Source organism: Ancalomicrobiaceae bacterium S20, assembly GCA_040269895.1.
GTDB lineage: Bacteria > Pseudomonadota > Alphaproteobacteria > Rhizobiales > Ancalomicrobiaceae > Methyloraptor > Methyloraptor flagellatus.
In genome coordinates, this window is the sequence record CP158568.1 from 3,922,656 (window position 1) to 3,946,811 (window position 24,156).

At 69.8% G+C, this 24,156-nt stretch carries 21 protein-coding genes; 14 read left to right on the plus strand and 7 right to left on the minus strand.

Annotated elements, in window-relative coordinates; genetic code table 11:
• Window positions 1-161 precede the first annotated feature (161 nt).
• The 6 genes from ABS361_17745 to hrcA all read right to left on the minus strand — a co-directional run bounded on the left by ABS361_17745 (window position 162) and on the right by hrcA (window position 6,850).
• On the minus strand, window positions 162-932 hold the full coding sequence (locus ABS361_17745) for a response regulator (GenBank protein XBY43886.1): 771 nt from the start codon (window positions 930-932) through the stop codon (window positions 162-164).
• Window positions 932-2,122: an ATP-binding protein gene (locus ABS361_17750; protein ID XBY46932.1), complete on the minus strand. Its 1,191-nt coding sequence runs from the start codon at window positions 2,120-2,122 to the stop codon at window positions 932-934. The genes ABS361_17745 and ABS361_17750 overlap by 1 nt, the downstream gene beginning before the upstream one ends.
• 485 nt (window positions 2,123-2,607) lie before the next feature.
• Complete coding sequence (hslU, locus tag ABS361_17755; protein XBY43887.1) at window positions 2,608-3,915, minus strand: ATP-dependent protease ATPase subunit HslU; 1,308 nt, start codon at window positions 3,913-3,915, stop codon at window positions 2,608-2,610.
• A 121-nt stretch (window positions 3,916-4,036) separates the two neighbouring features.
• Window positions 4,037-5,047 carry a hypothetical protein gene (locus tag ABS361_17760; protein XBY43888.1) on the minus strand — a complete coding sequence of 337 codons (1,011 nt, stop codon included), beginning with the start codon at window positions 5,045-5,047 and terminating at the stop codon, window positions 4,037-4,039.
• On the minus strand, window positions 5,037-5,612 hold the full coding sequence (gene hslV / locus ABS361_17765) for an ATP-dependent protease subunit HslV (GenBank protein XBY43889.1): 576 nt from the start codon (window positions 5,610-5,612) through the stop codon (window positions 5,037-5,039). The genes ABS361_17760 and hslV overlap by 11 nt, the downstream gene beginning before the upstream one ends.
• A 170-nt stretch (window positions 5,613-5,782) precedes the next feature.
• On the minus strand, window positions 5,783-6,850 hold the full coding sequence (hrcA, locus tag ABS361_17770) for a heat-inducible transcriptional repressor HrcA (GenBank protein XBY43890.1): 1,068 nt from the start codon (window positions 6,848-6,850) through the stop codon (window positions 5,783-5,785).
• Between the two features lie 168 nt (window positions 6,851-7,018).
• Between hrcA and ABS361_17775 the strand changes: the two genes are divergently transcribed.
• From ABS361_17775 to ABS361_17840, 14 genes are all read left to right on the plus strand, one after another.
• The gene (locus ABS361_17775) at window positions 7,019-7,417 is read left to right on the plus strand and encodes a hypothetical protein (GenBank protein XBY43891.1); all 399 of its coding nucleotides are present in this window, start codon (window positions 7,019-7,021) and stop codon (window positions 7,415-7,417) included.
• Between the two features lie 126 nt (window positions 7,418-7,543).
• Entirely contained in the window at window positions 7,544-8,257 is a 714-nt protein-coding gene (gene rph, locus ABS361_17780; GenBank protein ID XBY43892.1) for a ribonuclease PH, read from the plus strand.
• A 49-nt stretch (window positions 8,258-8,306) separates the two neighbouring features.
• Entirely contained in the window at window positions 8,307-8,945 is a 639-nt protein-coding gene (gene rdgB / locus ABS361_17785; GenBank protein XBY43893.1) for an RdgB/HAM1 family non-canonical purine NTP pyrophosphatase, read from the plus strand.
• A 213-nt stretch (window positions 8,946-9,158) separates the two neighbouring features.
• Complete coding sequence (gene hemW / locus ABS361_17790) at window positions 9,159-10,397, plus strand: radical SAM family heme chaperone HemW (protein ID XBY43894.1); 1,239 nt, start codon at window positions 9,159-9,161, stop codon at window positions 10,395-10,397.
• A 434-nt stretch (window positions 10,398-10,831) separates the two neighbouring features.
• A complete protein-coding gene (locus ABS361_17795) occupies window positions 10,832-13,279 on the plus strand; it encodes a PBP1A family penicillin-binding protein (protein XBY43895.1) in 2,448 nt (815 codons plus the stop codon).
• A gap of 79 nt (window positions 13,280-13,358) precedes the next feature.
• Window positions 13,359-14,018, plus strand: a complete 660-nt coding sequence (locus ABS361_17800; protein ID XBY43896.1) for a phosphoribosylanthranilate isomerase — start codon at window positions 13,359-13,361, stop codon at window positions 14,016-14,018.
• 97 nt (window positions 14,019-14,115) lie between these two features.
• The gene (gene trpB / locus ABS361_17805) at window positions 14,116-15,363 is read left to right on the plus strand and encodes a tryptophan synthase subunit beta (GenBank protein ID XBY46933.1); all 1,248 of its coding nucleotides are present in this window, start codon (window positions 14,116-14,118) and stop codon (window positions 15,361-15,363) included.
• A gap of 8 nt (window positions 15,364-15,371) precedes the next feature.
• Entirely contained in the window at window positions 15,372-16,214 is an 843-nt protein-coding gene (trpA, locus tag ABS361_17810) for a tryptophan synthase subunit alpha (protein ID XBY43897.1), read from the plus strand.
• Window positions 16,215-16,352: 138 nt separating this feature from the next.
• Window positions 16,353-17,246: an acetyl-CoA carboxylase, carboxyltransferase subunit beta gene (gene accD / locus ABS361_17815; GenBank protein ID XBY43898.1), complete on the plus strand. Its 894-nt coding sequence runs from the start codon at window positions 16,353-16,355 to the stop codon at window positions 17,244-17,246.
• 45 nt (window positions 17,247-17,291) lie between these two features.
• Window positions 17,292-18,617 carry a folylpolyglutamate synthase/dihydrofolate synthase family protein gene (locus tag ABS361_17820; GenBank protein ID XBY43899.1) on the plus strand — a complete coding sequence of 442 codons (1,326 nt, stop codon included), beginning with the start codon at window positions 17,292-17,294 and terminating at the stop codon, window positions 18,615-18,617.
• Window positions 18,618-18,812: 195 nt separating this feature from the next.
• On the plus strand, window positions 18,813-20,030 hold the full coding sequence (locus ABS361_17825) for a multidrug effflux MFS transporter (protein ID XBY43900.1): 1,218 nt from the start codon (window positions 18,813-18,815) through the stop codon (window positions 20,028-20,030).
• Window positions 20,031-20,111: 81 nt separating this feature from the next.
• Window positions 20,112-20,423 (plus strand): hypothetical protein, encoded by a 312-nt coding sequence (locus tag ABS361_17830; GenBank protein ID XBY43901.1) that lies wholly within the window; start codon window positions 20,112-20,114, stop codon window positions 20,421-20,423.
• 2 nt (window positions 20,424-20,425) lie between these two features.
• Window positions 20,426-21,085, plus strand: a complete 660-nt coding sequence (locus tag ABS361_17835) for a response regulator transcription factor (protein ID XBY43902.1) — start codon at window positions 20,426-20,428, stop codon at window positions 21,083-21,085.
• A 52-nt stretch (window positions 21,086-21,137) separates the two neighbouring features.
• On the plus strand, window positions 21,138-22,571 hold the full coding sequence (locus ABS361_17840) for a HAMP domain-containing sensor histidine kinase (protein XBY43903.1): 1,434 nt from the start codon (window positions 21,138-21,140) through the stop codon (window positions 22,569-22,571).
• A gap of 97 nt (window positions 22,572-22,668) precedes the next feature.
• Here ABS361_17840 and ABS361_17845 read toward each other — a convergent pair whose 3' ends face one another.
• Window positions 22,669-23,859, minus strand: a complete 1,191-nt coding sequence (locus ABS361_17845; GenBank protein ID XBY43904.1) for a penicillin-binding protein activator — start codon at window positions 23,857-23,859, stop codon at window positions 22,669-22,671.
• Window positions 23,860-24,156: the final 297 nt, after the last annotated feature.

The window sequence follows — 24,156 nt, forward strand, 5'->3', positions numbered from 1 at the left end:
CGTCGACACGTGATGTGCCCGCGCCGATCGCCGTCCCCCGGTCTCATGCGACGATCTTCTATCGTCTCACCACAGGGTTTTGACAAGTCCATGACAATGTGACGGCTAACCGAAACAACATTGACGCATAGGGAATTACCGCGCAGGGCCACTGAGCCGGTTCAGGACCGGGCGAGGCGCGTCTCGAACAACGCGGCGAGCGCGGCCGAATCGACCGGCTTGACCAGCGTGGCGTCGGCGCCTGCCGCGGTCGCCTCGGCGCGCGAGGCGGCCGTCGCGTCGGCGGTCTGAACGATCGCGAGCAGGCGCGGGCCGGCACCGGTCTCCGCCCCGCTCTCCGTCTCCGCGGCCCGAATGGCCCGGATCGCGGCTGCCCCGCCCATGCCCGGCATGTGCAAATCGGTCAGGAAGGCGTCGAAAGGTCGGCCTTCGGCCCTGCGGCGCGCGACGGCGGCGACAGCGGCGCGGCCGTCGGCCACCACCTCGACGCGGTGGCCCAGGTTCTCCAGCATGGCGCGGCCGAGCAGCGCGTTGATCTCGTTGTCGTCGGCGAGCAGCACGTCGAGCGGGCGACCGATGGCGCGGATCGGCGGCTCGCCGAGATCGGCCTCGCCCGGATCGGCCTCGATCGGGCGCCCGGCCGCGAGCGCGGCGGCGACGCGCACGAGCGAGCGGGCGCGCACCGGCTTGACCAGATGCGCCGCAAAACCAGCGCCACGCAGCCGATCGAGCGACACACGATCGGCCGGCGCGACCAGCACGGCGGCCGGCAGCGTGACGCCGGCAGCGCTCAGCGCGCGCAGGACGAGGCCGGCATCGCCGCCCTCGATGTGATCGACCATGAGCCCGTCGGCGCGGCCGACGAGACTGAGGCCGCGCGGCGACAACGCCTCCGCGGGCGTCAGCACATCGACAGCCGCCCCGAGCGCCATCAGGCGTTCGACCAGTACCGGGGCTTCGATCGGAGAGCCCGAGACGAGCGCAATGCGGCGACCGGCGAGATCGACGGCCGCGGGGGCGCCTCGGCGACGATGCCGAGATCGACGGCGAAGCGGAACGTCGAACCGCAGCCTTCGCGGCTGTCGAGTTCGATCCGGCCGCCCATGCGGTCGACGATCTGGCGGGCGATGGCGAGACCCAGACCGGTGCCGCCGTAGCGGCGGGCCGGGCCCTGCTCGACCTGTTCGAATTCGCGGAAGATGCGCTCGGCGTCGGCGGCCGGCACGCCGATGCCGGTGTCATGGACGGCAACCGCGATGCGGGCAAAGCCCGGCACGGCGTCGGCACGGCGACCGATCTCGATGGTCACGCCGCCGCTGTGGGTGAACTTCACGGCGTTGCCGACCAGATTGATCAGCACCTGCCGGAGCCGGGCCGCATCGGCCATGACCTCGGCCGGCACGTCGGGCGCGATGCGGCCGACCAGTTCGATGCCTTTGCCATGGGCGCGCGGCGCGAGCAGCTCGACGACCTCCTCGACCAGCGCGCCGAGATCGACCGGCGCCTCGGCCAGATCGAGCCGGCCGGCCTCGACCTTGGCGAGGTCGAGCACGTCGTCGACCAGCGACAGGAGGGACGTGCCAGAGGAATGCACCGCGCGGACATAGTTGGACTGGGCCGGCGACAAGGGGCTGTCGGCGAGCAGGTCGGCCATGCCGATGATGCCGTTCAGCGGCGTGCGGATCTCGTGGCTGGCGAGCGCCAGGAAGCGCGACTTGGCGGCGCTGGCGGCCTCGGCCTCGTCGCGGGCCCGGCGCAGCATCGCCTCGGCCTCGAGCCGCTCGGTGACGTCGGTCAACACGACGCTGGCGACCGGCCCGCCGGCGACCGGATCGGGGACACCGGTCTCGGCGACGGCGAAACGGCGCGGACCAACGCAAGTTTGCAGCAGGAGAAGGCTCGCGTCGACCTCGCCCGGTTCGGCCGGCTCGGCGGCGCGAAAGCGGGCCAACACCGCATCGATCGGCTGGCCGCGCAGATCGGGTTCGGCGGGGCCAAAAGTCTGTTCGAAGCGGCGATTGGCGAAGACGATGGCACGGTCGGCGTCGATGGCGAGCACGATATCGCCGGAGGCGCCGAGCAGGCCGCGCCAGTCCTCGACGGCGGCGGCGAGATGCCAGATCCGATCCTGAAGCGCCTCCCGCTCGGCCGCGGCGACGGCATCGGCCTCGAAGCGACCGTCCGGTCAGCCGGGCGACGAGGCCGCCGAGGCCGAGGCCGGCGACGAGGACCGCGGCGCCCTCCGCCGGACCGCCGAGGCCGGCGACGAAGGCGAGCGCGGCGAAGCTCGACACGGCGAGCGTCTGGTCGATCCGGTCGAGGCGGCCGACGAGATCGCGCAGGCGCGCCCGCTCGCGCCGCGCAGCTGGAATCGAGCGGAGCGCCTCGATGTCGTCCGGAGCCGCGCGCGCTCGCCGCCCGGGGGGCGGCGAGGTCGGCTGTGGTGCGCGACGCTTCGGCCGTGCGCGCTTGTCTCGATCGGACGGGCGACATGCCCGGGAGGATGACAGGCGCGCGTTCAGAAACGATTGACGGCGCGGCGACCATTCATGGATCGCCGCACCGTCGGGTTCAGATCGAGGTCCGGTCGGCGCAACCGGAACCGGCTCAGAGAATGAACCGGCTCAGATCGGCGTTGCGGGCGAGATCGCCGATATGATCGCGCACATAGGCCGCGTCGATCGTGATCGTCTCGCCGCCGCGATCAGGCGCGGCGAAGGAGATCTCGTCGAGGATGCGCTCCATCACGGTCTGCAGCCGGCGGGCGCCGATGTTCTCGACCGTCGAGTTGATCTCGACCGCGATGCCGGCGATCTCGTCGATCGCGTCATCCGTGACGACCAGGGTCACGCCCTCGGTCTGCATCAGCGCGACATACTGCTTGATCAGGCTCGCTTCCGTTTCGGTCAGGATCCGGCGGAAATCGCTCTTGTCGAGCGGCTTCAGCTCGACCCGGATCGGCAGACGGCCCTGCAGCTCGGGCAGGAGGTCGGCCGGGGTCGCGACATGGAAGGCGCCGGAAGCGATGAACAGGACGTGGTCGGTCTTCACCGGCCCGTACTTGGTCGCGACGGTCGTGCCCTCGATCAGCGGCAGCAGGTCGCGCTGCACGCCTTCGCGGCTGACGTCGCCGCCGACACGGCCCTCGCGGGCGCAGATCTTGTCGATCTCGTCGAGGAAGACGATGCCGTTCTCCTCGACCGCCGCGATCGCCTCCTGCACCAGAGCGTCCTGATCGAGCAGCTTGTCGCTCTCCTCGGCGACGAGGACGTCATAGCTGTCCTTCACCAGGATGCGGCGCTGCTTCTTCTGACCGCCGAAGGCCTTGCCGAGCATGTCGGAGATGTTCATGACGCCGATCGAGGCGCCCGGCATGCCGGGAACCTCGAAGCTCGGCACCGACGGGCCGCCGGCGGTCACTTCGATCTCGATCTCCTTGTCGTCGAGCTCGCCGTTCCGGAGCTTGACGCGGAAGCTCTCGCGCGTCGCCGGGCTCGACGATTTGCCCACCAGCGCGTCGAGCACACGCTCTTCGGCCGCGAGTTCGGCCTTGGCCTTCACCTCGGCGCGCTTGGAAGTGCGGACGAGACCGATCGCGGTCTCGACCAGATCGCGCACGATCGATTCGACGTCGCGGCCGACGTAGCCGACCTCGGTGAACTTGGTCGCCTCGATCTTGATGAAGGGGGCGTTGGCGAGTTTCGCCAGACGGCGGGAGATCTCGGTCTTGCCGACGCCGGTCGGGCCGATCATCAGGATGTTCTTCGGCAGCACCTCGTCGCGCATCGCGCCTTCGAGCTGCTGGCGGCGCCAGCGGTTGCGGAGCGCGATGGCCACAGCGCGCTTGGCGTCCTTCTGGCCGACGATGAACCGGTCGAGTTCGGAGACGATCTCCCGGGGCGAGAAATTGGTCATCTTGGGGAGCCTCGTGGGGCGCGGGCGATCAGAGAGCGATGCCTCGGGCCCGCGGTACTGGACAGGGGGACGATCTCAGGGGCCGGAGCGGGCGCCGGCCCCGTGTTGGTCGATAACGTTGCTAGATATGTTGGGGCGGCAGGCGGTTCTTCAAAGCGTCCGGCAGCGGCTTCATCACGAAGCCGCGCACCGGGCGCCAGGCGATCCCGAGCACCAGGACGAACAGGCCGACCAGCGTCAGCGCGACTGCCACCGGCGTCTCGCCCGAAAGCGACGATGCCCGCGCGATCAGGAACACGACGCCGGCCAGATAGGACAGCGCCGAGACCAGCAGCGCGCGACGGTCGACCACCAGCGCGACCGCCACCAGCAGCGCGGCGAGCGCGATGATCGCCCAGGCGCTGGACGGCTCGATCGAGCGCGCGGCCCACAGGCCGAAGGGCCCGGCGCCACCCTCGGCGAACTGGCCGAGCACGCCGTGGACGAGCGCCGCCGCTGCGATCATGTGCAGCCAGAACCCGGCCGCCGCGCGGGCCGTGCGCCGATGCGGATCGCTGGCGTCGAAGGCCATGGCGACCGCGAAGGTCGCCAGGCCGTAGACCGCGACGACCTTCAGCGCGTGGGCGGCCGCGAAGCCGGGCGCGAGCTGATAGAGCGCCGTTCCGGTGACGACCGCACCCGCCGCGGCGGCGAGGCCGGCCGCGAACGGCACGCCGAAACGCAACCCGAACAGCACGGAGCCCACCAAGGCGGCACCGGCCGCCGCCGTCACCGACCACGGACCGTCGGGCGCGAACACGTTCGCGTCGATGACGATGCCGAGCGCGAAGCCCGCGGCCAGAACGATCATCGGCAGCCGGGTCCGCCGCCAGAGCCGCAGGGCCTCGGCGAGGCCCCAGACCACCAGCGGCATGAACACCAGCGCGCCGGCGACCGCGACGCCGATGCAGAACAGGATCACGCCGATCGAGAGGAACACCTCGTTGAAGTTCCTCGCGACCTCGACGACCTCGCCCTCCGACGCCGCGTCGTCGGCATCGGCGCGGGCCTTCAGGAAGGCCGCGAGCCGGTCGGCGGTGGCGCGGTCGAGAATGCCGGCGGCGACAGCCGCGGCGAGGTCGTCAGGCCGCATCGGCGAGCGTCTCCACCACGAGGTTCTCGTTGGTATAGACGCAGATGTCGGCGGCGATCTTCATCGCCTTGCGGGCGATCGCCTCGGCGTCGAGGTCGCCGTCGGCGAGCGCGCGGGCGGCGGCCAGCGCATAATTGCCACCGGAGCCGATCGCGGCGATGCCGTGCTCGGGCTCCAGCACGTCGCCGGTGCCGGTCAGGACCAGCGTCGTGGTCTTGTCGGCGACGATCATCATGGCCTCGAGCCGGCGCAAATAGCGATCGGTGCGCCAGTCCTTGGCGAGCTCGACGCAGGCGCGGGTGAGCTGGCCCGGATATTGTTCGAGCTTCGATTCCAGCCGCTCGAACAGCGTGAAGGCGTCGGCGGTCGCGCCCGCGAAGCCGGCGACCACATCGCCGCCCTTGCCGAGGCGGCGCACCTTGCGCGCGGTCGACTTCATCACGGTCTGGCCCATGGAGACCTGGCCGTCGCCGGCGACCACCACCTTGCCGCCCTTGCGGACCGACAGGATGGTCGTCGCGTGCCAGCCCGGGAACTCGGACCGGCCGTTCATCTCGTAACTCATGCGGAAACACCGGGGTTGGACCCGGCCGGAACGGCGCGGACTGGGGCGTCCGGGGCCGTGCCGTCGGTCGGGGGAGGTTTGAAGTCGACCTTATGTAAGCGGGACGACGTGAACTGCAAATGAGCGACGCGGCTGCGCCTGATCCGGCCGGTGAGAGCCGGGCCGGCACTTCAGCCGATCAGCTTGCTGACCACCTTGGCCGTGTAGTCGACCATCGGGATGATGCGGCCATAGTTCAGGCGCGTCGGGCCGATGACGCCGAGCACGCCGACGATGCGGTTCTCCTGATCGCGGTAGGGCGATACCACCAGCGACGATCCGGAGAGCGAGAACAGCTTGTTCTCCGAGCCGATGAAGATGCGCACGCCGTCGCCGCTCTCGGCATTGCCGAGCAGCTGGATCAGGTCGCGGTCGCGTTCGAGGTCGTCGAACAGGAGCCGCAGCCGCTCGAGATCCTCGGCGGCCTTCAGGTCTTCGAGCAGGTTCGCCCGGCCGCGCACGATCAGCTGCTGCGGCCGGCCCTCGGCGGCGCCGGCCCAACTGACCAGCCCGGTCTCGACCACGCGCTGGGTCAGCGCGTCGAGCTCGGCCTGCCGTTCGCGCTGCAGCCGCTCGAATTCGGCGCGCGCCTCGTTGAGCGTGCGGCCGCGGATGTTGGCATTGAGGTAGTTGGCGGCCTCCACCAGCGCCGACATCGGCAGACCGGTCGGCAGGTCGACCAGCCGGTTCTCGACCGACCCGTCCTCGCCGACCAGCACAACGAGGCCGCGCGCCGGCTCCAGCCGGACGAACTCGATATGCTTCAACCGAACGTCGGACTTATGGGCGAGCACGACGCCGGCGCCGCGCGACAGGCCGGAGAGCAACTGGCTCGCCTCGGTCAACACCTGCTCGGTCGAGCGCTGCTCGCCGCCGGCGCGCACCTCGGCCTCGATGCGGGTGCGCTCGTCCTGGCTGAGATCGCCGATCTCCAGCAGTGCATCGACGAAGAACCGGAGGCCCAGTTCGGTCGGCAGCCGGCCGGCGGATGTGTGCGGGGCGAAGATCAGGCCGAGATGTTCGAGATCGGCCATGACGTTGCGCACCGAGGCCGGGGACAGCGTCTTCGACAGGATGCGCGAGATGTTGCGCGAGCCGACCGGCTCGCCGGTGTCGAGATAGGTGTCGACGATACGCTTGAAGATCTCGCGCGAACGCTCGTCGAGCTGGGCGAGGGAGGTCTTCGGGATCTCGGTCACTGGCGGCCTCGGCATTTCGGACCGTGGGGCGGTCCAACCCCGAACATGACCTTCCGGGGGGCGCCTCCGCAAGAGGCGGGATCGCGCGGGCCTCGGGACGGGAGCGATTGACGCTGGGGCCGATCGGAGACAGCATGAATGCGCGTTAACCCTTCGGGATGTTTCACCATGTCCTTTTCGAGCAGGATGCCGGCCCTTGCCCTCGCCTTCGGCCTGATCGCGACCGGGCCGGCCCTGGCCGAGCCTTGCGGCGCCGACAGCCAGCCGTCGCCGGCGAGCCATGACGCCGCCAGCATCCAGTTCTGGAACGGCACCGACTTCCCCAACGACGTGCTCTGGTCGGATTTCCGCGGCGGGCTCAAGAGTTACGGCTCGCTCAGCCCCGACGAGGGCAAGGACCAGCAGACCTACGCCGGCCACGTCTGGTACGTCGAGGTCGACACGCCGCAGGGCCGTCAATGCGTCGGGCCGGTCGCGGTGTCGCGGCGCGGCGGCGAATGTCAGGTGTTCATCAAGCGCGCGGGCGGGCGCTTCACCATGAAGGCGCAGGGCGACTGCGAGTTCTGAGGCTCAAGCTGCCGCCAACTGCGCTCCCGCCCGCGCGAGGGCAACGATCCTCGCGCTCTCGCTTTACCTGCCCCGCCCTTCGGGATAGGGAACGCGCAGCTTTGACAAGTCCGGAACGAGAACCCTATGCGCCCGTCCAAACGAGCCCCCGCCGAACTGCGCCCGATCACCCTGGAGCGCGGCGTCTCCAAATATGCGGAAGGCTCGTGCCTGGTGAAGTTCGGCGACACGCATGTCTTGTGCACCGCGAGCCTCGAGGACGGCGTGCCGTCCTGGCTGCGCGGCCAGCGGCGCGGCTGGGTCACGGCCGAATACGGCATGCTGCCGCGCGCCACCCATGACCGCACCCGCCGCGAGGTCACCTCCGGCAAGCCGTCCGGCCGCACCCAGGAGATCCAGCGGCTGATCGGCCGCTCGCTTCGTGCCGTCGTCGATCTCGAAGCGCTCGGCGAGCGGCAGATCTCGATCGACTGCGACGTGATCCAGGCCGACGGCGGCACGCGCACGGCGGCGATCACCGGCGCCTGGGTGGCGCTGCGCGACTGCCTCGAATGGATGGGCGCGCGCGACATGATCAAGAAGACCGTGCTCAAGGACCATGTCGCCGCGGTTTCCTGCGGCATCTGGAAGGGCGTGCCCGTGCTCGACCTCGACTATGCCGAGGATTCCGTCGCCGAGACCGACGCCAATTTCGTCATGACCGGTACGGGCGGCATCGTCGAGATCCAGGGCACCGCCGAGGGCAAGCCCTTCACCGACGAACAGCTCATGGCGCTGATGGGCCTTGCCAAGGACGGCATCGCCAAGCTGGTCGAGCTGCAAAAGCTCGCCATCCTCTGAGACCCTGCCCGCTCCGCGAGCGCGCGTCCTCTCCGACCCCGAGGCGTCCATGACCCACCGAAAGCTCTCCGGCGGCCGCCTCGTGGTCGCGACCCACAACAAGGGCAAGCTCGCCGAAATCGTCGACCTGGTCGGCCCGTTCGGCCTCGATGCGGTCTCGGCCGGATCGCTCGGACTGCCCGAGCCCGACGAGACCGGCACGACCTTCGAGGCCAATGCCGAGCTGAAGGCACTCGCGGCGGCCAAGGCGTCCGGCCTGCCGGCGCTGGCCGACGATTCCGGCCTCTGTGTCGAGGCGCTCGGCGGCGACCCCGGCATCTATTCGGCGCGCTGGGCCGGTCCCGACAAGGACTTTATGCGCGCCATGCGCAACATCGAAGAGCTCCTGCAGGACAAGGGTGCGACCACGCCGGAGGCGCGCCGCGCCTATTTCGTCGCCGCGCTCTGCCTCGCCTGGCCGGACGGTCACGTCGAGACGTTCCGGGGCGAGGTGCACGGCGATCTCGTCTGGCCGCCGCGCGGCGACAAGGGCTTCGGCTACGATCCGATGTTCCGGCCCGACGGCTACGCCGTCACCTTCGGCGAAATGGCCGCGGAGGAGAAGCACGGCTGGAGCCGCGGCGGACCGGAAGGCCTCAGCCACCGCGCCCGCGCCTTCGCGATCTTCGCGCGCGCCTGCCTGGAATGACCTTGCCCGGATTGCCCTCGTCTGGAATGCCCCGTCTGGAATGCCCCGCCTGGAATGATAGGGCTCGCTTTCCCATCTTGAGATCGGCGCGGCGATGGCGGACCCTGCGGCAGCATCGACGAATCGCAACCGCGCCGCATGGTCCGGCCGAGACGGCCGACTATGGGCCGCCCGTCGATCCGAACGTCCAAGCTTTGAATGGTGGCCGATCCCATGACAGTCGCAGTCACTGCCGCCTCCGTCGCGGGGCGCGCGAACACGAACGCGAGCCATCAGGGCGAAACGAACCGGGGCGCCCCCGGCTTCGGCGTCTACGTGCACTGGCCGTTCTGCGCCGCGAAGTGCCCTTACTGCGACTTCAACAGCCACGTCCGCCACGATCCGCCCGATCAGGCGCGCTACATCGCCGCCTTCAAGGCCGAGCTCGATCACATGGCGGCGCTCGCCCCTGGCCGGACGGTCGATTCGATCTTCTTCGGCGGCGGCACACCGTCCCTGATGGCGCCGAAGACGGTCGGCGCCATCCTCGACCACGTCGCCGCCAAGTGGCGGCTGTCCAAGGATGTCGAGATCACGCTGGAGGCCAATCCGACCTCGGTCGAGGCCGAGCGGTTCAAGGGCTATCGCGCGGCCGGCGTCAATCGCGTCTCGCTCGGCGTGCAGTCGCTGAACGATGCCGACCTCAAGGCGCTCGGCCGGCTGCACGACGTTGCCCAAGCGCTGACCGCGATCGGCATTGCGCGCGAGACCTTCCCGCGCATCTCCTTCGACCTGATCTACGCCCGGCCGCACCAGACGGTCGCGGACTGGCGCGACGAGCTCGGGCGCGCGCTCGCCTTCGCGGCCGATCATTTGTCCGTCTACCAGCTCACCATCGAGGAAGAGACGCGCTTTGCCGATCTTTACCGGCTCGGCAAGCTCGCCGTGCCGGACGAGGACACCGCGGCCGACCTCTACCATGCGACGCAGGAGATCCTGACCGCGGCGGGCATGCCGGCCTACGAGATCTCCAACCACGCCGCGCCGGGCGCGGAATGCCGGCACAACCTCGTCTACTGGCGCTATGGCGAATATGTCGGCGTCGGTCCCGGCGCGCACGGCCGGCTGGCGCTCGCCGACGGCCGCCACGCGACCGCGATCGAGAAGGCGCCGGAGCGCTGGCTGACGCGCGTCTCCGGCCAGGGCCACGGCATGGTCACGGACGAACTGCTGACGCTGGACGAACAGGCCGACGAATACCTCCTGATGGGCCTCCGGCTCAACGAGGGCATCGATCTCGACCGCTACGAGGCATTGGCGGGGCGCACGCTCGATCCGGCACGGCTCGCGAGCCTGGTCGAGCACGGGCTCGCAGTCGTGGTCGAGGATCCGGCGACCGGCGAACGGCGCGTGCGCGCCACGCCGGCGGGCTTCTCGGTACTCGATGCGGTGGTGGCGGATCTCGCGGCGTGAGGAGCGCGGATCCGATACAACCTGAGCGAAATCCTCAAGCTTAACCGCCCCTTAAATCGCCATCTTTAGCCTGCACTCGGGGACGATCGGCACCCGCGCGATCGATCGCGCCGGACCGCGACGAGGATGGCAATGGCTCCGCGAAAGACGCAGCGGCGGGAACCGGTGTTCGAGAGCGACGACGACGCTCCGGACCGGCTGGACCTGCGCCTGCACCCGGAAGACCGCCCCTCGAACGGCCGCGCCGCGTCTCGTGGCGGCAGCGGCCGAGGCGGGCGCGTCGAGCCCTCCGCCTTGTCCTTCGAACCGGAGCTGCGCGCCAGCGCGGCCGCGCGCGCAAGCCCGAACCGGACGACGACGAGGATTTCGACGAGGCGCCGGCGCCGAAGCGCGGCCGGGCCAAGGCCGAGGCGCCCTCAAAAACGAAGCGCCGCATGCCGCGACCGCCGCGCACGACCTTCATGGGCGTGGTGCGCCGGCTGTTCTACTGGGCGATCGTGCTCGGCATCTGGGCCGCGATCGGTGTCGGCGGCATCATCGTCTATTACGGCGCCCACCTGCCGCCGACCTCGGAATGGGCGGTGCCGAAGCGGCCGCCCAACGTCAAGATCGTCGGCATCGACGGCGCGCTGATCGGCAATCGCGGCGACACCGGGGGCGAGGTCGTCAAGCTGAAGGAGATGTCGAAGTACATCCCCGAAGCCGTGATGGCGATCGAGGACCGGCGGTTCTATTCGCACTGGGGCGTCGATCCGATCGGCCTGGTGCGCGCCTTCACGGTCAATCTCGGCTCCAAGGGGCTCGTGCAGGGTGGCTCGACGCTGACCCAGCAGCTCGCCAAGAACCTGTTCCTGACGCCGGAGCGCCATTTCGGCCGCAAGGTGCAGGAGCTGATCCTGTCGTTCTGGCTCGAGAAGACCTACACCAAGGACCAGATCCTCGAGATGTACCTGAACCGCGTCTACATGGGCGCGGGCGCCTATGGCGTCGACGCGGCGGCGCGGCGCTATTTCGGCAAGTCGGCCAAGGATGTGAGCCTAATGGAGGCGGCCATGCTCGGCGGCCTCCTGAAGGCGCCGTCGCGCTATGCGCCGACGCGCAATCCCGACCTCGCCAAACAGCGCGCCTCGGTGGTGCTGCAGGCGATGGTCGACAGCGGCTACATTTCCGCCGAGGAGCGCAAGGCCGCGCTCGACGCGCCGAACACGATCATGACGCATCCGAACGCCGGCGCGGAAAACTACGTCGCCGACTGGGTGATGGACATCCTGCCGAGCTACGTCGGCGCACTCGACAAGGACATCACGGTCGAGACGACGGTCGACGGTTCGCTGCAGATCCTCGCCGAAGCCGCGTTGCAGACGGCGCTGCTCCAGTACGGCGACAAGAAGGACGTCAGCCAGGGCGCGCTGGTCGCGATCGATCCGACCGGCGGCGTCAAGGCGCTGATCGGCGGCATCGACTATTCGAAGAGCCAGTTCAACCGCGCCGTCCAGGCCAAGCGGCAGCCGGGCTCGACCTTCAAGGTGTTCACCTATCTGACCGCGATGGAACAGGGCCTGACGCCCGACACCATCCGGCCGGACGAGCCGTTCAGCTACAAGGGCTGGAGCCCGAAGAATTTCGAGAAGGAATACAAAGGTCCGATCGCGCTCAAAGACGCGCTGGCGCAGTCGATCAACACGGTCGCGGCCCGGCTCGCGGTCGAGGTCGGGCCGAAGAAGGTCGCCGACACCGCGATGCGCATGGGCATCACCTCGGCCATGATGCCGACGCCGTCGATCGCGCTCGGCACCTCGGAGGTGACGCCGCTCGAGATCACCGGCGCCTATGTGCCGTTCTCGAACGGCGGCTACGGCGTCGTGCCGCATGTGATCGAGCGGATCCGCTCGGCCGACGGCAAGGTGCTCTACGAGCGCAAGGGCTCCGGCCCCGGACGTGTGCTCGATCCGGTGCCGCTGGCCGAAATGAACGTCATGCTGCAGGAGACGCTGATCTCCGGCACCGGCAAGAAGGCCGCGCTGCCCGGCTGGCCGTCCGGCGCGAAATCCGGCACCAGCCAGGATTTCCGCGATGCCTGGTTCATCGGCTACACGGGTCTCCTGACCACCGGCGTCTGGCTCGGCAACGACGACGGCACGCCGACCAAGCGCGCCACCGGCGGCTCGCTCGCCTCGATCGTCTGGCACCGTTTCATGACCGATGCGCTGCGCGGCAAGCACCCCGTGCCGATCCCCGGCGCCGACGGCCGCGTCGATCCGAACGCGGTGCCGGCGGCCCTGCAGCCCGTGCCGGTGCAGCCGGGCCAGCCGGATGCCGCGACGCCGATGGCGAGCGGTCAGCCGACCGCGCCGAGCCCAGCCCCGAACCAGCCGGCTTCGAACCAGCCCGTCGCGCTGGCGCCACTGCCCGCGCAACAGCCGGCGTCGAGTGCCCAACCGGACGCTGGGCGGCCGATCTCGCTCGCGCCCGTCCCCGTGGCTCCCTCGGCCCCGACCCGGCCGGCGCAGCAGCCCACGCCGGCGGCGGCGCAACCCGCACCGCGCCCGGCGCAGACCGTTCAGCCCGCACCGGTCGCGCGTACCCAACAGCAAGCCGTGCAGCCGCAGCCGGTTCAGCCGCAGCCCTACCCGGTCCAGCAGCCGCGACCCTATCCCGCGCAGGCGGCCGTGCCGCCGCAATATGCGACCGGCCGAGCCGTGCCGCAGGCTTATCCCGCGCCCGCGGGCCCGATCCCTCCCGGCACGATCGGCGAGGCGGCGCGCGGTGGCGCGAACGGCCCCGTGCCGCCGCGTCCGGTCGGCCCTCCGGCCGGCTACTCGACCATGCAGCCGAGCCGCGGCGGTCTCGACGGCGTGCTCGACAGCCTGTTCGGGCGGTGAGGGTCGGCCTTTCCCTTCCGGCATTGGACTCTTCCCCCCATCCGTGGCACTGATCGCGGCTCGAAACGAGGCGCGTGTCATGGCGGTCGGGGTAAAGATCTGCGGGCTGAAGACGGAAGAGATGCTGCGGGCGGCGATCGAGGCCGGCGCGGATCAGATCGGCTTCGTGTTCTTCCCCAAGAGCCCGCGCAATGTCAGCGTCGAGACCGCCGCCGGGCTCGCGCCGGTCGCGCGGGGCAAGGTCGAGATCGTTGCGCTGGTGGTCGATGCCGACGATGCGCTGATCGATGCGATTGCGGCACAGGTGGTGCCGGATCTGTTCCAGCTGCACGGGTCCGAAACGCCCGAGCGGGCGGCGGCGATCCGGTCGCGCACCGGTATTCCGGTCATGAAGGTGATCAAGATCGCCGACGCGGCCGACCTCGCGCCGGTTTCGCGCTTCGCGCCGGTGGTCGACCGCTTCCTGTTCGAGACAAAGCCGCCGGCCGATCTCAAGGGCGCGCTGCCGGGCGGCAACGGCGTCACCTTCGACTGGCGACTGATCCGCGGTCTTGACCCCGGACGGCCCCATATGCTTTCCGGAGGGCTCGACGCGGAAAACGTCGCCACCGCGATAGCGACTGCGCAAGCGCCGGCGGTAGACGTCTCTTCCGGGGTCGAGCGGGCGCCGGGCGAGAAGGATCCCGACAAGATCCGCGCCTTCATCCGGGCGGCCCGCGAGGCGGTGGTTCCCGCGTGAGCCGCGGCCGGCCCGCGCCGGAGCACTCCATCCGGGACCGGCTGCCGCCGAAGGCACCGATCCGAACAGTTTTCAGAAGAACAAGGTCTTGTCTCCGGTGAACACGCTAGCGAACACCCTCCGCGCCGGCCCCGACGATCGGGGCTTCTTCGGCCTCTACGGCGGCCGCTTCGTCGCCGAGACCTTGATGCCGCTGATCCTCGAATTGGAACAGGCCTATGAGGACGCCAAGGCGGATCCGGCGTTCCATGCCGAGCTGAAGGCGCTCAACACCCATTACACCGGCCGGCCGAGCCCGCTCTACTACGCCGAGCGGCTGACCGAGCACCTGCGCGAGACAGCGGCTGCGGCTGGCAACAAGGCCGGCGGCGCGAAGATCTACTTCAAGCGCGACGAGCTGAACCACACCGGTTCGCACAAGATCAACAACTGCCTCGGCCAGATCCTGCTCGCCCGCCGCATGGGCAAGACCCGGATCATCGCCGAGACCGGCGCCGGTCAGCACGGCGTCGCCTCGGCGACCGTTTCGGCGCGCTTCGGCTATCCCTGCTTCGTCTACATGGGCAAGACCGACGTCGAGCGTCAATCGCCGAACGTGTTCCGCATGAAGCTGCTCGGCGCGGAGGTGATCCCGGTCACCTCGGGCGCCGGCACGCTCAAGGACGCGATGAACGAGGCCCTGCGCGACTGGGTCACCAACGTCACCGACACCTACTACATCATCGGCACCGCCGCCGGCCCGCATCCCTATCCGGCCATGGTGCGCGACTTCCAGTCGGTGATCGGTGTCGAGACGCGCGAGCAGATCCTCGCGGCGGAAGGCCGTCTGCCCGACGCGCTTGTCGCGGCGATCGGCGGCGGCTCGAACGCGATCGGCCTGTTCCATCCGTTCCTCGACGACGACGTCAAAATCTACGGCGTCGAGGCCGGCGGCCACGGCATCGACGTCGAGAACGGCCATGCCGCCTCGATGACCGGCGGTCGCCCCGGCGTGCTGCACGGCAACCGCACCTACCTGTTGCAGGATGCCGACGGCCAGATCCTCGAAGGCCATTCGATCTCGGCCGGCCTCGACTATCCGGGCGTCGGCCCGGAGCATTCGTGGCTCAAGGACACCGGTCGCGTCTCCTACGTGCCGGCGACCGACAAGGAGGCGCTCAATGCCTTCCAGGTCTGCACCCGGCTCGAAGGCATCATCCCGGCGCTGGAGCCGAGCCACGCGCTCGCCCACGTGCTCAAGCTCGCGCCGACCATGGATCGCGAGCAGATCATCGTCATGAACCTGTGCGGCCGTGGCGACAAGGACGTGTTCACCGTCGCCAAGGCGCTCGGACAGGAGATGTGAGACAGACCATGACCCAGTCCCGCATCACCAAGCGTTTCGCCAAATGCGCCGCCGAGGGCCGGCCGGCGCTGATGACCTATGTCGTCGCCGGCGACCCGGACTACGACGCCTCGCTCGCGATCCTGAAGGCGCTGCCGGCGGCCGGCGCCGACATCATCGAGTTCGGCATGCCGTTCTCCGACCCGATGGCCGACGGCCCGGCGATCCAGGCGGCGGCGCTGCGCGCGCTCCACGGCGGCCAGACGATGATCCGCACGCTCGAGATGGTGCGCGCGTTTCGCGAGGGCGACGCCGAGACGCCGATCGTGCTGATGGGCTACTACAACCCGATCTATTCCTACGGCTGCGAGGCGTTCCTGATCGCCGCCAAGGCCGCCGGCGTCGACGGGCTGATCATCGTCGACCTGCCGCCGGAAGCGGACGACGAGCTCTGCATCCCGGCGATGGCGCACGGCATCCATTTCGTGCGCCTCGCGACGCCGACGACCGACGACAAGCGTCTGCCGGTCGTGCTGAAGAACACCTCGGGCTTCGTCTACTACGTCTCGATCACCGGCATCACCGGCATGGCCTCGCCCGACGCGGCGCGGGTCGCCGGCGCGGTGCAGCGGATCAAGCGCCATACCGACCTGCCGGTCGCGGTCGGCTTCGGCGTCAAGACCGCCGAACAGGCGCGCGAGATCGGGCGCGATTCCGACGGCGTCGTGGTCGGCTCGTCGATCGTCGCGGCGATCGCCGGCAGTCTCGACGCGGCGGGCAAGCCGACGGCCGAGACGGTGCCGGCCGTGACGCGGCTCGTCGCCGAACTCGCCGGCGGCGTCAGGAGCGCGCGCGACGAAGTGGCGGCTTGAGGCAAGCCACTGTCGGCCCCAAAACATTCCCCGGCCGGGTGATCCCGGCCATTCTGAAGGCTCGGGCGATCCCGGCCATCCTCGTGACCAGATCGGCGGCGATGCTCGCGCTCCCGCCGATCGTCCGGAGCAAATCCCGTGAACTGGCTCACAAACGTCGTCCGCCCGAAGATCAAGAACCTCCTCTACAAGAAGGAGGTGCCCGAGAATCTCTGGATCAAGTGTCCGGAGACCGGCGAGATGGTGTTCCATCGCGATCTCGAGGCGAACCAGTTCGTGGTGCCGAGTTCGGGCTACCACATGCGCATCACCGGCAAGGCGCGGCTCGGCCACCTGTTCGACGACGGCCGCTGGGACGCGCTGCCGCTGCCGGCGGTGGTCGCTGATCCGCTCAAGTTCCGCGACGAGCGCCGCTACACCGACCGCCTGCGCGACGCCAAGGCCAAGACCGGGCTCGAGGACGCGATCGTGGTCGGCGCGGGCGCGATCGACGGTCTCGCGGTGACGGCCGCCGTACAGGATTTCGACTTCATGGGCGGCTCGCTCGGCATGGCGGCCGGCGAGGCGATCGTCACCGGCCTGATGAGCGCCCGCGACAAGGGCACGCCCTTCGTGCTGTTCGCGGCCTCGGGCGGCGCGCGCATGCAGGAGGGCATCCTGTCGCTGATGCAGATGCCGCGCACGACCGTCGCGATCCAGGCGCTCAAGGCGGCGAAGCTGCCCTATATCGTCGTGCTGACCAATCCGACCACCGGCGGCGTCACGGCCTCCTACGCCATGCTCGGCGACGTCCATATCGCCGAGCCCGGCGCGCTGATCGGCTTCGCCGGTCCGCGGGTTATCGAGCAGACCATCCGCGAGAAGCTGCCGGACGGCTTCCAGCGCTCGGAATATCTCTACGATCACGGCATGGTCGACATGGTCGTGCATCGCCACCAGATCCGGCCGACACTGTCGCGCCTGCTGCACGTGATGATGAAGAAGCCGCGGCCCGAGACCGCCGGGGCCGCCGTCCCGGCGGTGGCCGCCTGACCAGCTGATCAATGCGGGCTCGCTCCCGCGGGAGCCGTTCGATCGATGAACCAGTCCGCGCTCGACGCGCTCCTCGGCCGTCTGGAAATGGCGATCCCCGCGGGTTGGGATCTCGGGCTCGACCGCATCACGCGGCTGCTCGCGCGGGTCGGTGACCCGCATTTGAGGCTGCCGCCGGTCATCCATGTCGCCGGCACCAACGGCAAGGGGTCGACCACCGCGTTCCTGCGCGCGATCCTGGAGGCCGACGGCAAGAGCTGCCACGTGTTCACCTCGCCGCATCTGGTGCGCTTCAACGAGCGCGTCCGCATCGGCCGGCCCGGCGGCGGGCGGCTCGTCTCGGACGACGAGATCGTCGCCGCGATCGAGGCAGCGGAGCGCGCGAACGGGTCGGATCCGATCACCTTCTTCGAACTGTCGACGGTCGCGGCCTTCATGCTGTTCGCCGAGCATCCGGCCGACTACACGCTGGTCGAGGTCGGCCTCGGTGGCCGGCTCGATTCGACCAATGTCGTGCCGACGCCGCTCGTCTCGGTGATCACCTCGATCTCGATCGACCACGAGAAGTTCCTCGGCGACACGATCGAGAAGATCGCGGGCGAAAAGGCCGGCATCATCAAGCGCGGCGGCCGCGTGGTGTCGAGCCCGCAGGTGCCGGCGGTCGAGGCCGTGCTGCGGCGCAAGGCGGATCGCGAACGCGCGCCGTTCTTCAACGGCGGCGAGGACTGGACGGCGACGGCCGAGAACGGCCGGCTGGTCTATCAGGACGAGATGGGCCTGCTCGATCTCGTGCCGCCGCGCCTGCTCGGCCGGCACCAATACATCAACGCCGGCACGGCGATCGCCACCTTGCGTGCCGCCGGCATCGCGCCCGACGCCGAGACGATCTCGCGCGGACTGGTCGGAGCCGAATGGCCGGCGCGCATGCAGCGGCTCTCGTCCGGCCCGCTGACCGAGCAGGGACCGGCCGGCGCTGAGGTCTGGCTCGACGGCGGACACAATCCCGGCGCGGGCGTGGTGGTCGCCGAGGTGATCGGCGATCTGGAGGAACGCGTCTCGCGGCCGTTCTTCATCATCGCCGGCATGCTGGAGACCAAGGATCCGATCGGGTTCTTCCAGCCCTTTGCAGGCCTCGCCCGGCACGTGTTCACGGTGCCGATCCACGGCGGCCACAAGGCGCGCAGCCCGGAGGATCTGGCCGCGACCGCGCGGGCGGCCGGGCTCTCGGCCGAGCCGGTCGACAGTGTCGAGGCCGCCCTGCAGCTCATTGCGCGCAACTGGCGGCTGGAGCCGTCTCCGCGCATCCTGATCTGCGGCTCGCTCTATCTCGCCGGCGAAGTGCTCAAGGCCAACGACTGCATCCCGGCCTGACGAGGCGTCTGTACCGGGACGACGGGGCCGCCGGAAACGCGCCGGAAATCGATCTCGCGCGATCGTGACCGGAGCCTGTCGGCTCCGCTCGCATGGCATGGCACCTGCGACTTGCATTCCCGCATCGCAGCATGAAGGGTGCCGGCGCCGCATCGCGCGGCGCCCTACCCACTTCCCCCGCCGGACGCCCCCACCGTGCTGAAGCCCGATACCTTCGCCCTGACCGCGTTGCTTGCTGCGCTGACCGCGCTCGGGCCGCTCTCCACCGACATGTACCTGCCGTCGCTGCCGGCGATGACCAAGGCGCTCGGCACCGACATTCCCTCGGTGCAGCTCACCCTGTCGGCCTACATGTTCGGCTTCGCGCTCGGGCAGATTGTCTACGGCCCGCTCTCCGATCGCAACGGCCGGCGTCCGGTGCTGCTCGCCGGCATGGCGCTCTATGTCGTGGCCTCGCTGGTCGCGGCGACGGCGTGGTCGATCGAGGCGCTGATCGCGATGCGCTTCGTGCAGGCCTTCGCGGCTTGTGCGCCGGTCGTGATCGGCCGATCGATCGTGCGCGACCTCTATCACGGCTCGCGCGCGGCGCGGGAACTCGGCCTCATGGGCACGATCATGGGCGTCGTGCCGGCGGCCGCGCCGCTGCTCGGCGCGCTGGTCGAGACCTTCGCCGGCTGGCGGCTCAACTTCGGCCTGATGGCCGCCGCCGGCGCCCTGATCGCCACGATCGCCGCGCTCCGGCTGCCGGAGACGCTGCATACGCGTGCCGAGGGCCGCTTCTCGATCCCGACCGTGATCGGCGATTTCCGCCATCTGCTCCGGCATCCGAGCTTCCGGCTCAACGTCACCATCATGTCGGTGGTGTTCGGCGGCCTGTTCACCTTCATCTCGGGCTCGTCGTTCATCCTGCAGGAGATGTATGGCCTCGCCGAGATCACCTACGGCATCGCCTTCGGCGCCTGCGCCTGTGCCTTCGTCTCCGGCACGCTGATCGGCCGGCGGCTGATCGGTCGGCGCGGCATCGACCGCACGATCGCGATCGGCACCTGGTGCGCGACCGCCGGCGGCTGGATCATGCTGGCCGCGATCGGCCTCGGCTCGCAGCTTTGGGGGCGCAACCCGTTCGAGGTGATCCTGCCGATGATGCTCTACATGATCGGGGTCGGCATGACGCAGCCGCTCGCCATGGCGCGCGCGATGATGCCGTTCCCGAGCCACGCCGGCGCCGCCTCGTCGCTGTCGGGCTTCGCGCAGATGACCTTCGCGGCGCTGGTCGGCGTCGGCGTCGCCGCGCTGCTCGAATGGGCGGCGGCGCCCTGGCCGCTCGCCGCCTCGCTCGCCGTCATGGGCACGATCGGCGCGCTGGCGGAATGGGCGCACGGCCGCCATGCGGCGCCCGCCGCCGGACACTGATCTCGTCCGCGTCAGCCACGGACGCTCGGTCAGCTTGCCGAAAGGCCACTTCGGCTATGGTCCGCCCGACAGGATCCGGGCATGATCATTCCGACGCCGTTCGCGGCAGCCTTGCTTTGTTGTAGCCTCGCCAGCGCGACGGCCGCGCATGCGGACGGCCTCGGGCCGGAGGATGCGTTGCGCGGCGTCGATCGCGGGCAGATCCGGCCGCTCGGCCAGATCCTCGCGGCCGCGGGGGTCGACGAACAGAGGTCGCGGCTGGTCGAGATCTCACTCGTCACCGAGCGCAGCCGGCTGGTCTACACCGTGACCGTCCTGTCGGAAAACGGCCGTTATCGTGTCCTGAAACTGGATGCGGCGACGGCGAAGATCCTCACCGAGGAGACGAAGTAGGCATGCGCGTTCTCGTGGTCGAAGACGAAGACCGGATCCGGCGGGACATCGCCGTCCAACTGCAGCACGCCGGCTATGTCGTGCGCGAGGCTACCGACGGCGAGCAGGCCTGGTTTCTGGGCGATACCGAGGATTTCGACGCCATCGTGCTCGATCTCGGCATGCCGAAGCTCGACGGGCTCGCCATCCTCAAGCGCTGGCGCGATTCCGGGCGCGACTTCCCGATCCTGATCCTGACCGCGCGCGGCAGCTGGACCGACCGCGTCGAAGGCATCGACGCCGGCGCCGACGACTATCTGGTCAAGCCGTTCCGCATGGAGGAGCTGATCGCGCGCACCCGCGCGCTGATCCGCCGTTCGGCCGGGCGCTCGAACCCGGTCCTGACCGCACAGGGCGTGACGCTCGACACCCGTCGCGCCCGCGCGCTGGTCGACGGCACGCCGGTCGCGCTGTCGCCGCTCGAATTCCGCCTGCTCTCCTACCTGCTGCACCACCGCGGCCGCGTGGTCAGCCGGCCGGAGCTGGTCGAGCACATCTATCATGCCGACGTCGAGCCGGGCTCCAACGCGCTCGAAGTGCTGATCGGCCGCGTGCGCAAGAAGGTCGGCGCCGACCTGATCGAGACGCGGCGCGGCCACGGCTATCTGGTGCCGACCGAGTGACGGTTTTCCGCCCGGCGGCGCCGGTGCACACCCACCGGAACGGGATCGGTCCTTGAACGACGAGACGACGGAACCGGACACCCAGGTCGAACCCGCCCCGGTCGAACAAGGCCGCGGCGCCTGGCGACGGCGCGGCTCGCTGCGGCTGCGCCTGCTGCTCGCCTCGGTCGTCTCGGCGCTGCTGGTGGTCGCGGCGGCCGGCGTCACGCTGGTCGTGCTGTTCGACCGCCATGTCGAGCGTCGCATCGAGCGCGAGCTCGACGGGCACCTCGATCAGCTCGTCTCGTTCTTCCGGCTGACCTCCAACGGCAAGCCCGCCGTCGAGGGCGAACTGTCGGATCCGGATTTCCGGCGCCCCTATTCCGGGCTCTACTGGCAGGTCGAGGAGAACGGCGCCGCCATCCTCCGGTCGCGGTCGCTGTGGGACTTCGTGCTGGCGCCGAGCCCGCAGACCGGCGCCGAGCCGGCGATCCGCTCCGGCATCGGTCCGAACAAGCAGCATCTGGTCACCCAGTATCGGCATGTCGTCCTCACCGATCCCGCCGATCCGACGCGCACGCGGACCTTCGCGCTCGTCGTCGCCGAGGATCGCGCGGAGACCGACGAGCTCCTGCGCGAGTTCACGATCGAGGCCGTGGTGTTCCTGAGCGCGCTGGTGATCCTGCTCATCGTGGCGGCGCAGTTCCAGGTGTCGATCGGCCTCAGACCGCTCGCCCGGCTGCGCGGCATGGTGCTCGATATCCGGCGTGGCCAGTCGAGCCGGCTCGACGGCTCGTTTCCGGACGAGGTCCAGCCGTTGGTCGAGGAACTGAACGGGCTGATCGGCGTGCAGCAGAAGGCGATCGAGCGCGCCCGGGCGCGCGCCGGCGATATGGCGCATGGGCTGAAGACGCCGCTCGCGGTGATCGCCTCGCAGATCCGCGCGCTCGAACAGGGCCACGAGGATGAAGCCGCGCGCGTCATCGAGGGCGAGGTCATGGGTATGTCGCGCTTCGTCGAGCGCGAGCTCGCCCGCGCGCGCATCTCGGCGCATCCGGTCGGGCGCGGGCTCGATCTGCTCGCCGCGATCGATCGTCTCGTCCGCGCCATGCAGCGCCTGCCGCGCGGCGACGAGATCGAGTGGCGCGTGCAGATTCCCGAAGAGCTGCAGATCGCGGTCCATCGCGAGGACGCCGACGAGATCTTCGGCAACCTGCTCGACAATGCCCGCAAATGGGCACGCAAGCGCGTCACCGTCACCGCGCGGATCGCTGGCGGCCGGGTGGTGACGACGGTGTCGGACGACGGCCCCGGCGTGCCGGCGTCCCGGCGGGAGGCGGTGCTGCTGCGCGGGCACCGCCTGGACGAGAGCGTGCAGGGCTCCGGGCTCGGGCTCTCGATCGTCGACGACCTCGTAGCGAGCTATGGCGGCGACCTGTCGCTCGGCGATACCGTCGGCGGCGGGCTCAAGGTCGAGCTCAGCCTTCCGGCGACCGCGGCCGGCTGAACCGCGCCGAACGAGCGAACCTGCCGAACAAACGAAAAGGGCCGGAGCGACGCGGCCCCGGCCCTCTCAATTCCCGCCCGATGCCGGGCCTGCCGGCTCAGGCGCCGCGGCCGAACTGCTGCGGCGCCGGGTCGATCACCTTAGCGCCGCCGGCGCCGATCTCGTAGACGGCGAGGCCGCGCTCGCTAGTGCCGTCGGCCTTGAACCGGAACAGGCCGGTCTTGCCGATGAAGCCCGAGCGCGACAGCATGATCTCGTCGCGGAACGGCTGCGGCCCGGCCTTGCGCTCCAGCCCGGCGGCGAGGAACACCGCCTCGTAGCCGAGCACGCCGAGCGACCCCGGATCGCTGTTGAAGGCGGCGCGGTAACGGCGCTTGAAGTCCTCGATGCCGGTCGCATCCGCCGCCGGGAACCACGCACCAGCGAGTGCGGGCGCCGCGAAGGCGGTCTGCTCGTTCCAGCGGCCGGTGCCGAGGATCTTGACCTTGTTCTTGTCGAGACCCGCCGCCGTCATCGCGGAGACGATCTGAGCGGCATTGCCGGCGGCATCGGGCACGAAGACCGCGTCGATCTGGCCCCCGAGCTTGGCGATCGCCTGCGCCTTGGCCTGCATGTCGTTCGGATCGGCCTTGTAGCGCTCGATGGCGAAGGCGCGGACGCCGGCCTGCGCGGCGGCCTGGCGGAAGGCCGCCTCGGTGACGAGGCCGAAGGCGTCGTCCGGCACGATCGCGGCCATGGAGCGCCGGCCCTTGGCGGCGGCGTAGGAGACGATGCGCTCGACGTCGGTCGAGGGCAGGAAGCCGATCAGGTAGACGCCGCGCGTCGCGACGCTGGTGTCGGTGGTGAAGGTCACGACCGGAATGCCGGCCTGCCGCGCCGGGCCGGCGGCACCGCGCGCCGCAACCGCGTTGAGCGGGCCGATGATCAGCGACGCTCCCTCGCCGATCGCCTGCGAGGCCGCGGCCTGGCCGCCCTCGGTCGTGCCGCCGTCGTCCTTGATCAGGATCTGGACGTTGGCACCCTGGAAATCGCGCAGTGCGAGGTCGGCGGCGTTGCGAAGCTGCTGGGCGACCTGACTGGACGCACCACCCGCAGACATCGGCAGGATCATCGCGACCTTGACGGAACCCTGGCCGAGCGTGTCGCCGCCGGGGGTGACGGGACCGGGCCCCTGTGCGATAGGCTGACCGGACGGCCGGTCGAACAGACCGGTCGACGTCGTGCTGCCGCCGCAGCCCGCCAGCAGCAGCGCGAGACCGGTTGCGGCGAAAGCGGCGACCGCGGACAATCGGCGCTTCACTTCGAGGGGTCTTGTGGAACCTGCCACCGTTTCGGCCTCCCTGGTGCTTCCGGTGGTCGATATCCGATGGCTGTGCAGACAACCATCGGATATCGACCACGTCTCGACGAGTTGACGGTTCGATCGCACCGTCAAGCCCCATCGCCCGATCGCGGCCGTTTCGGCCTTGGCGACAAGGAGATGTGATCAGCGAGGGTAGCACGGCGGATTGTGGCCGCAGGATGACGGCAAGTCAAAAGAACCCCGGTATCCCCAACCCGCCGGACCGTGTCGCAACGTCCCTCG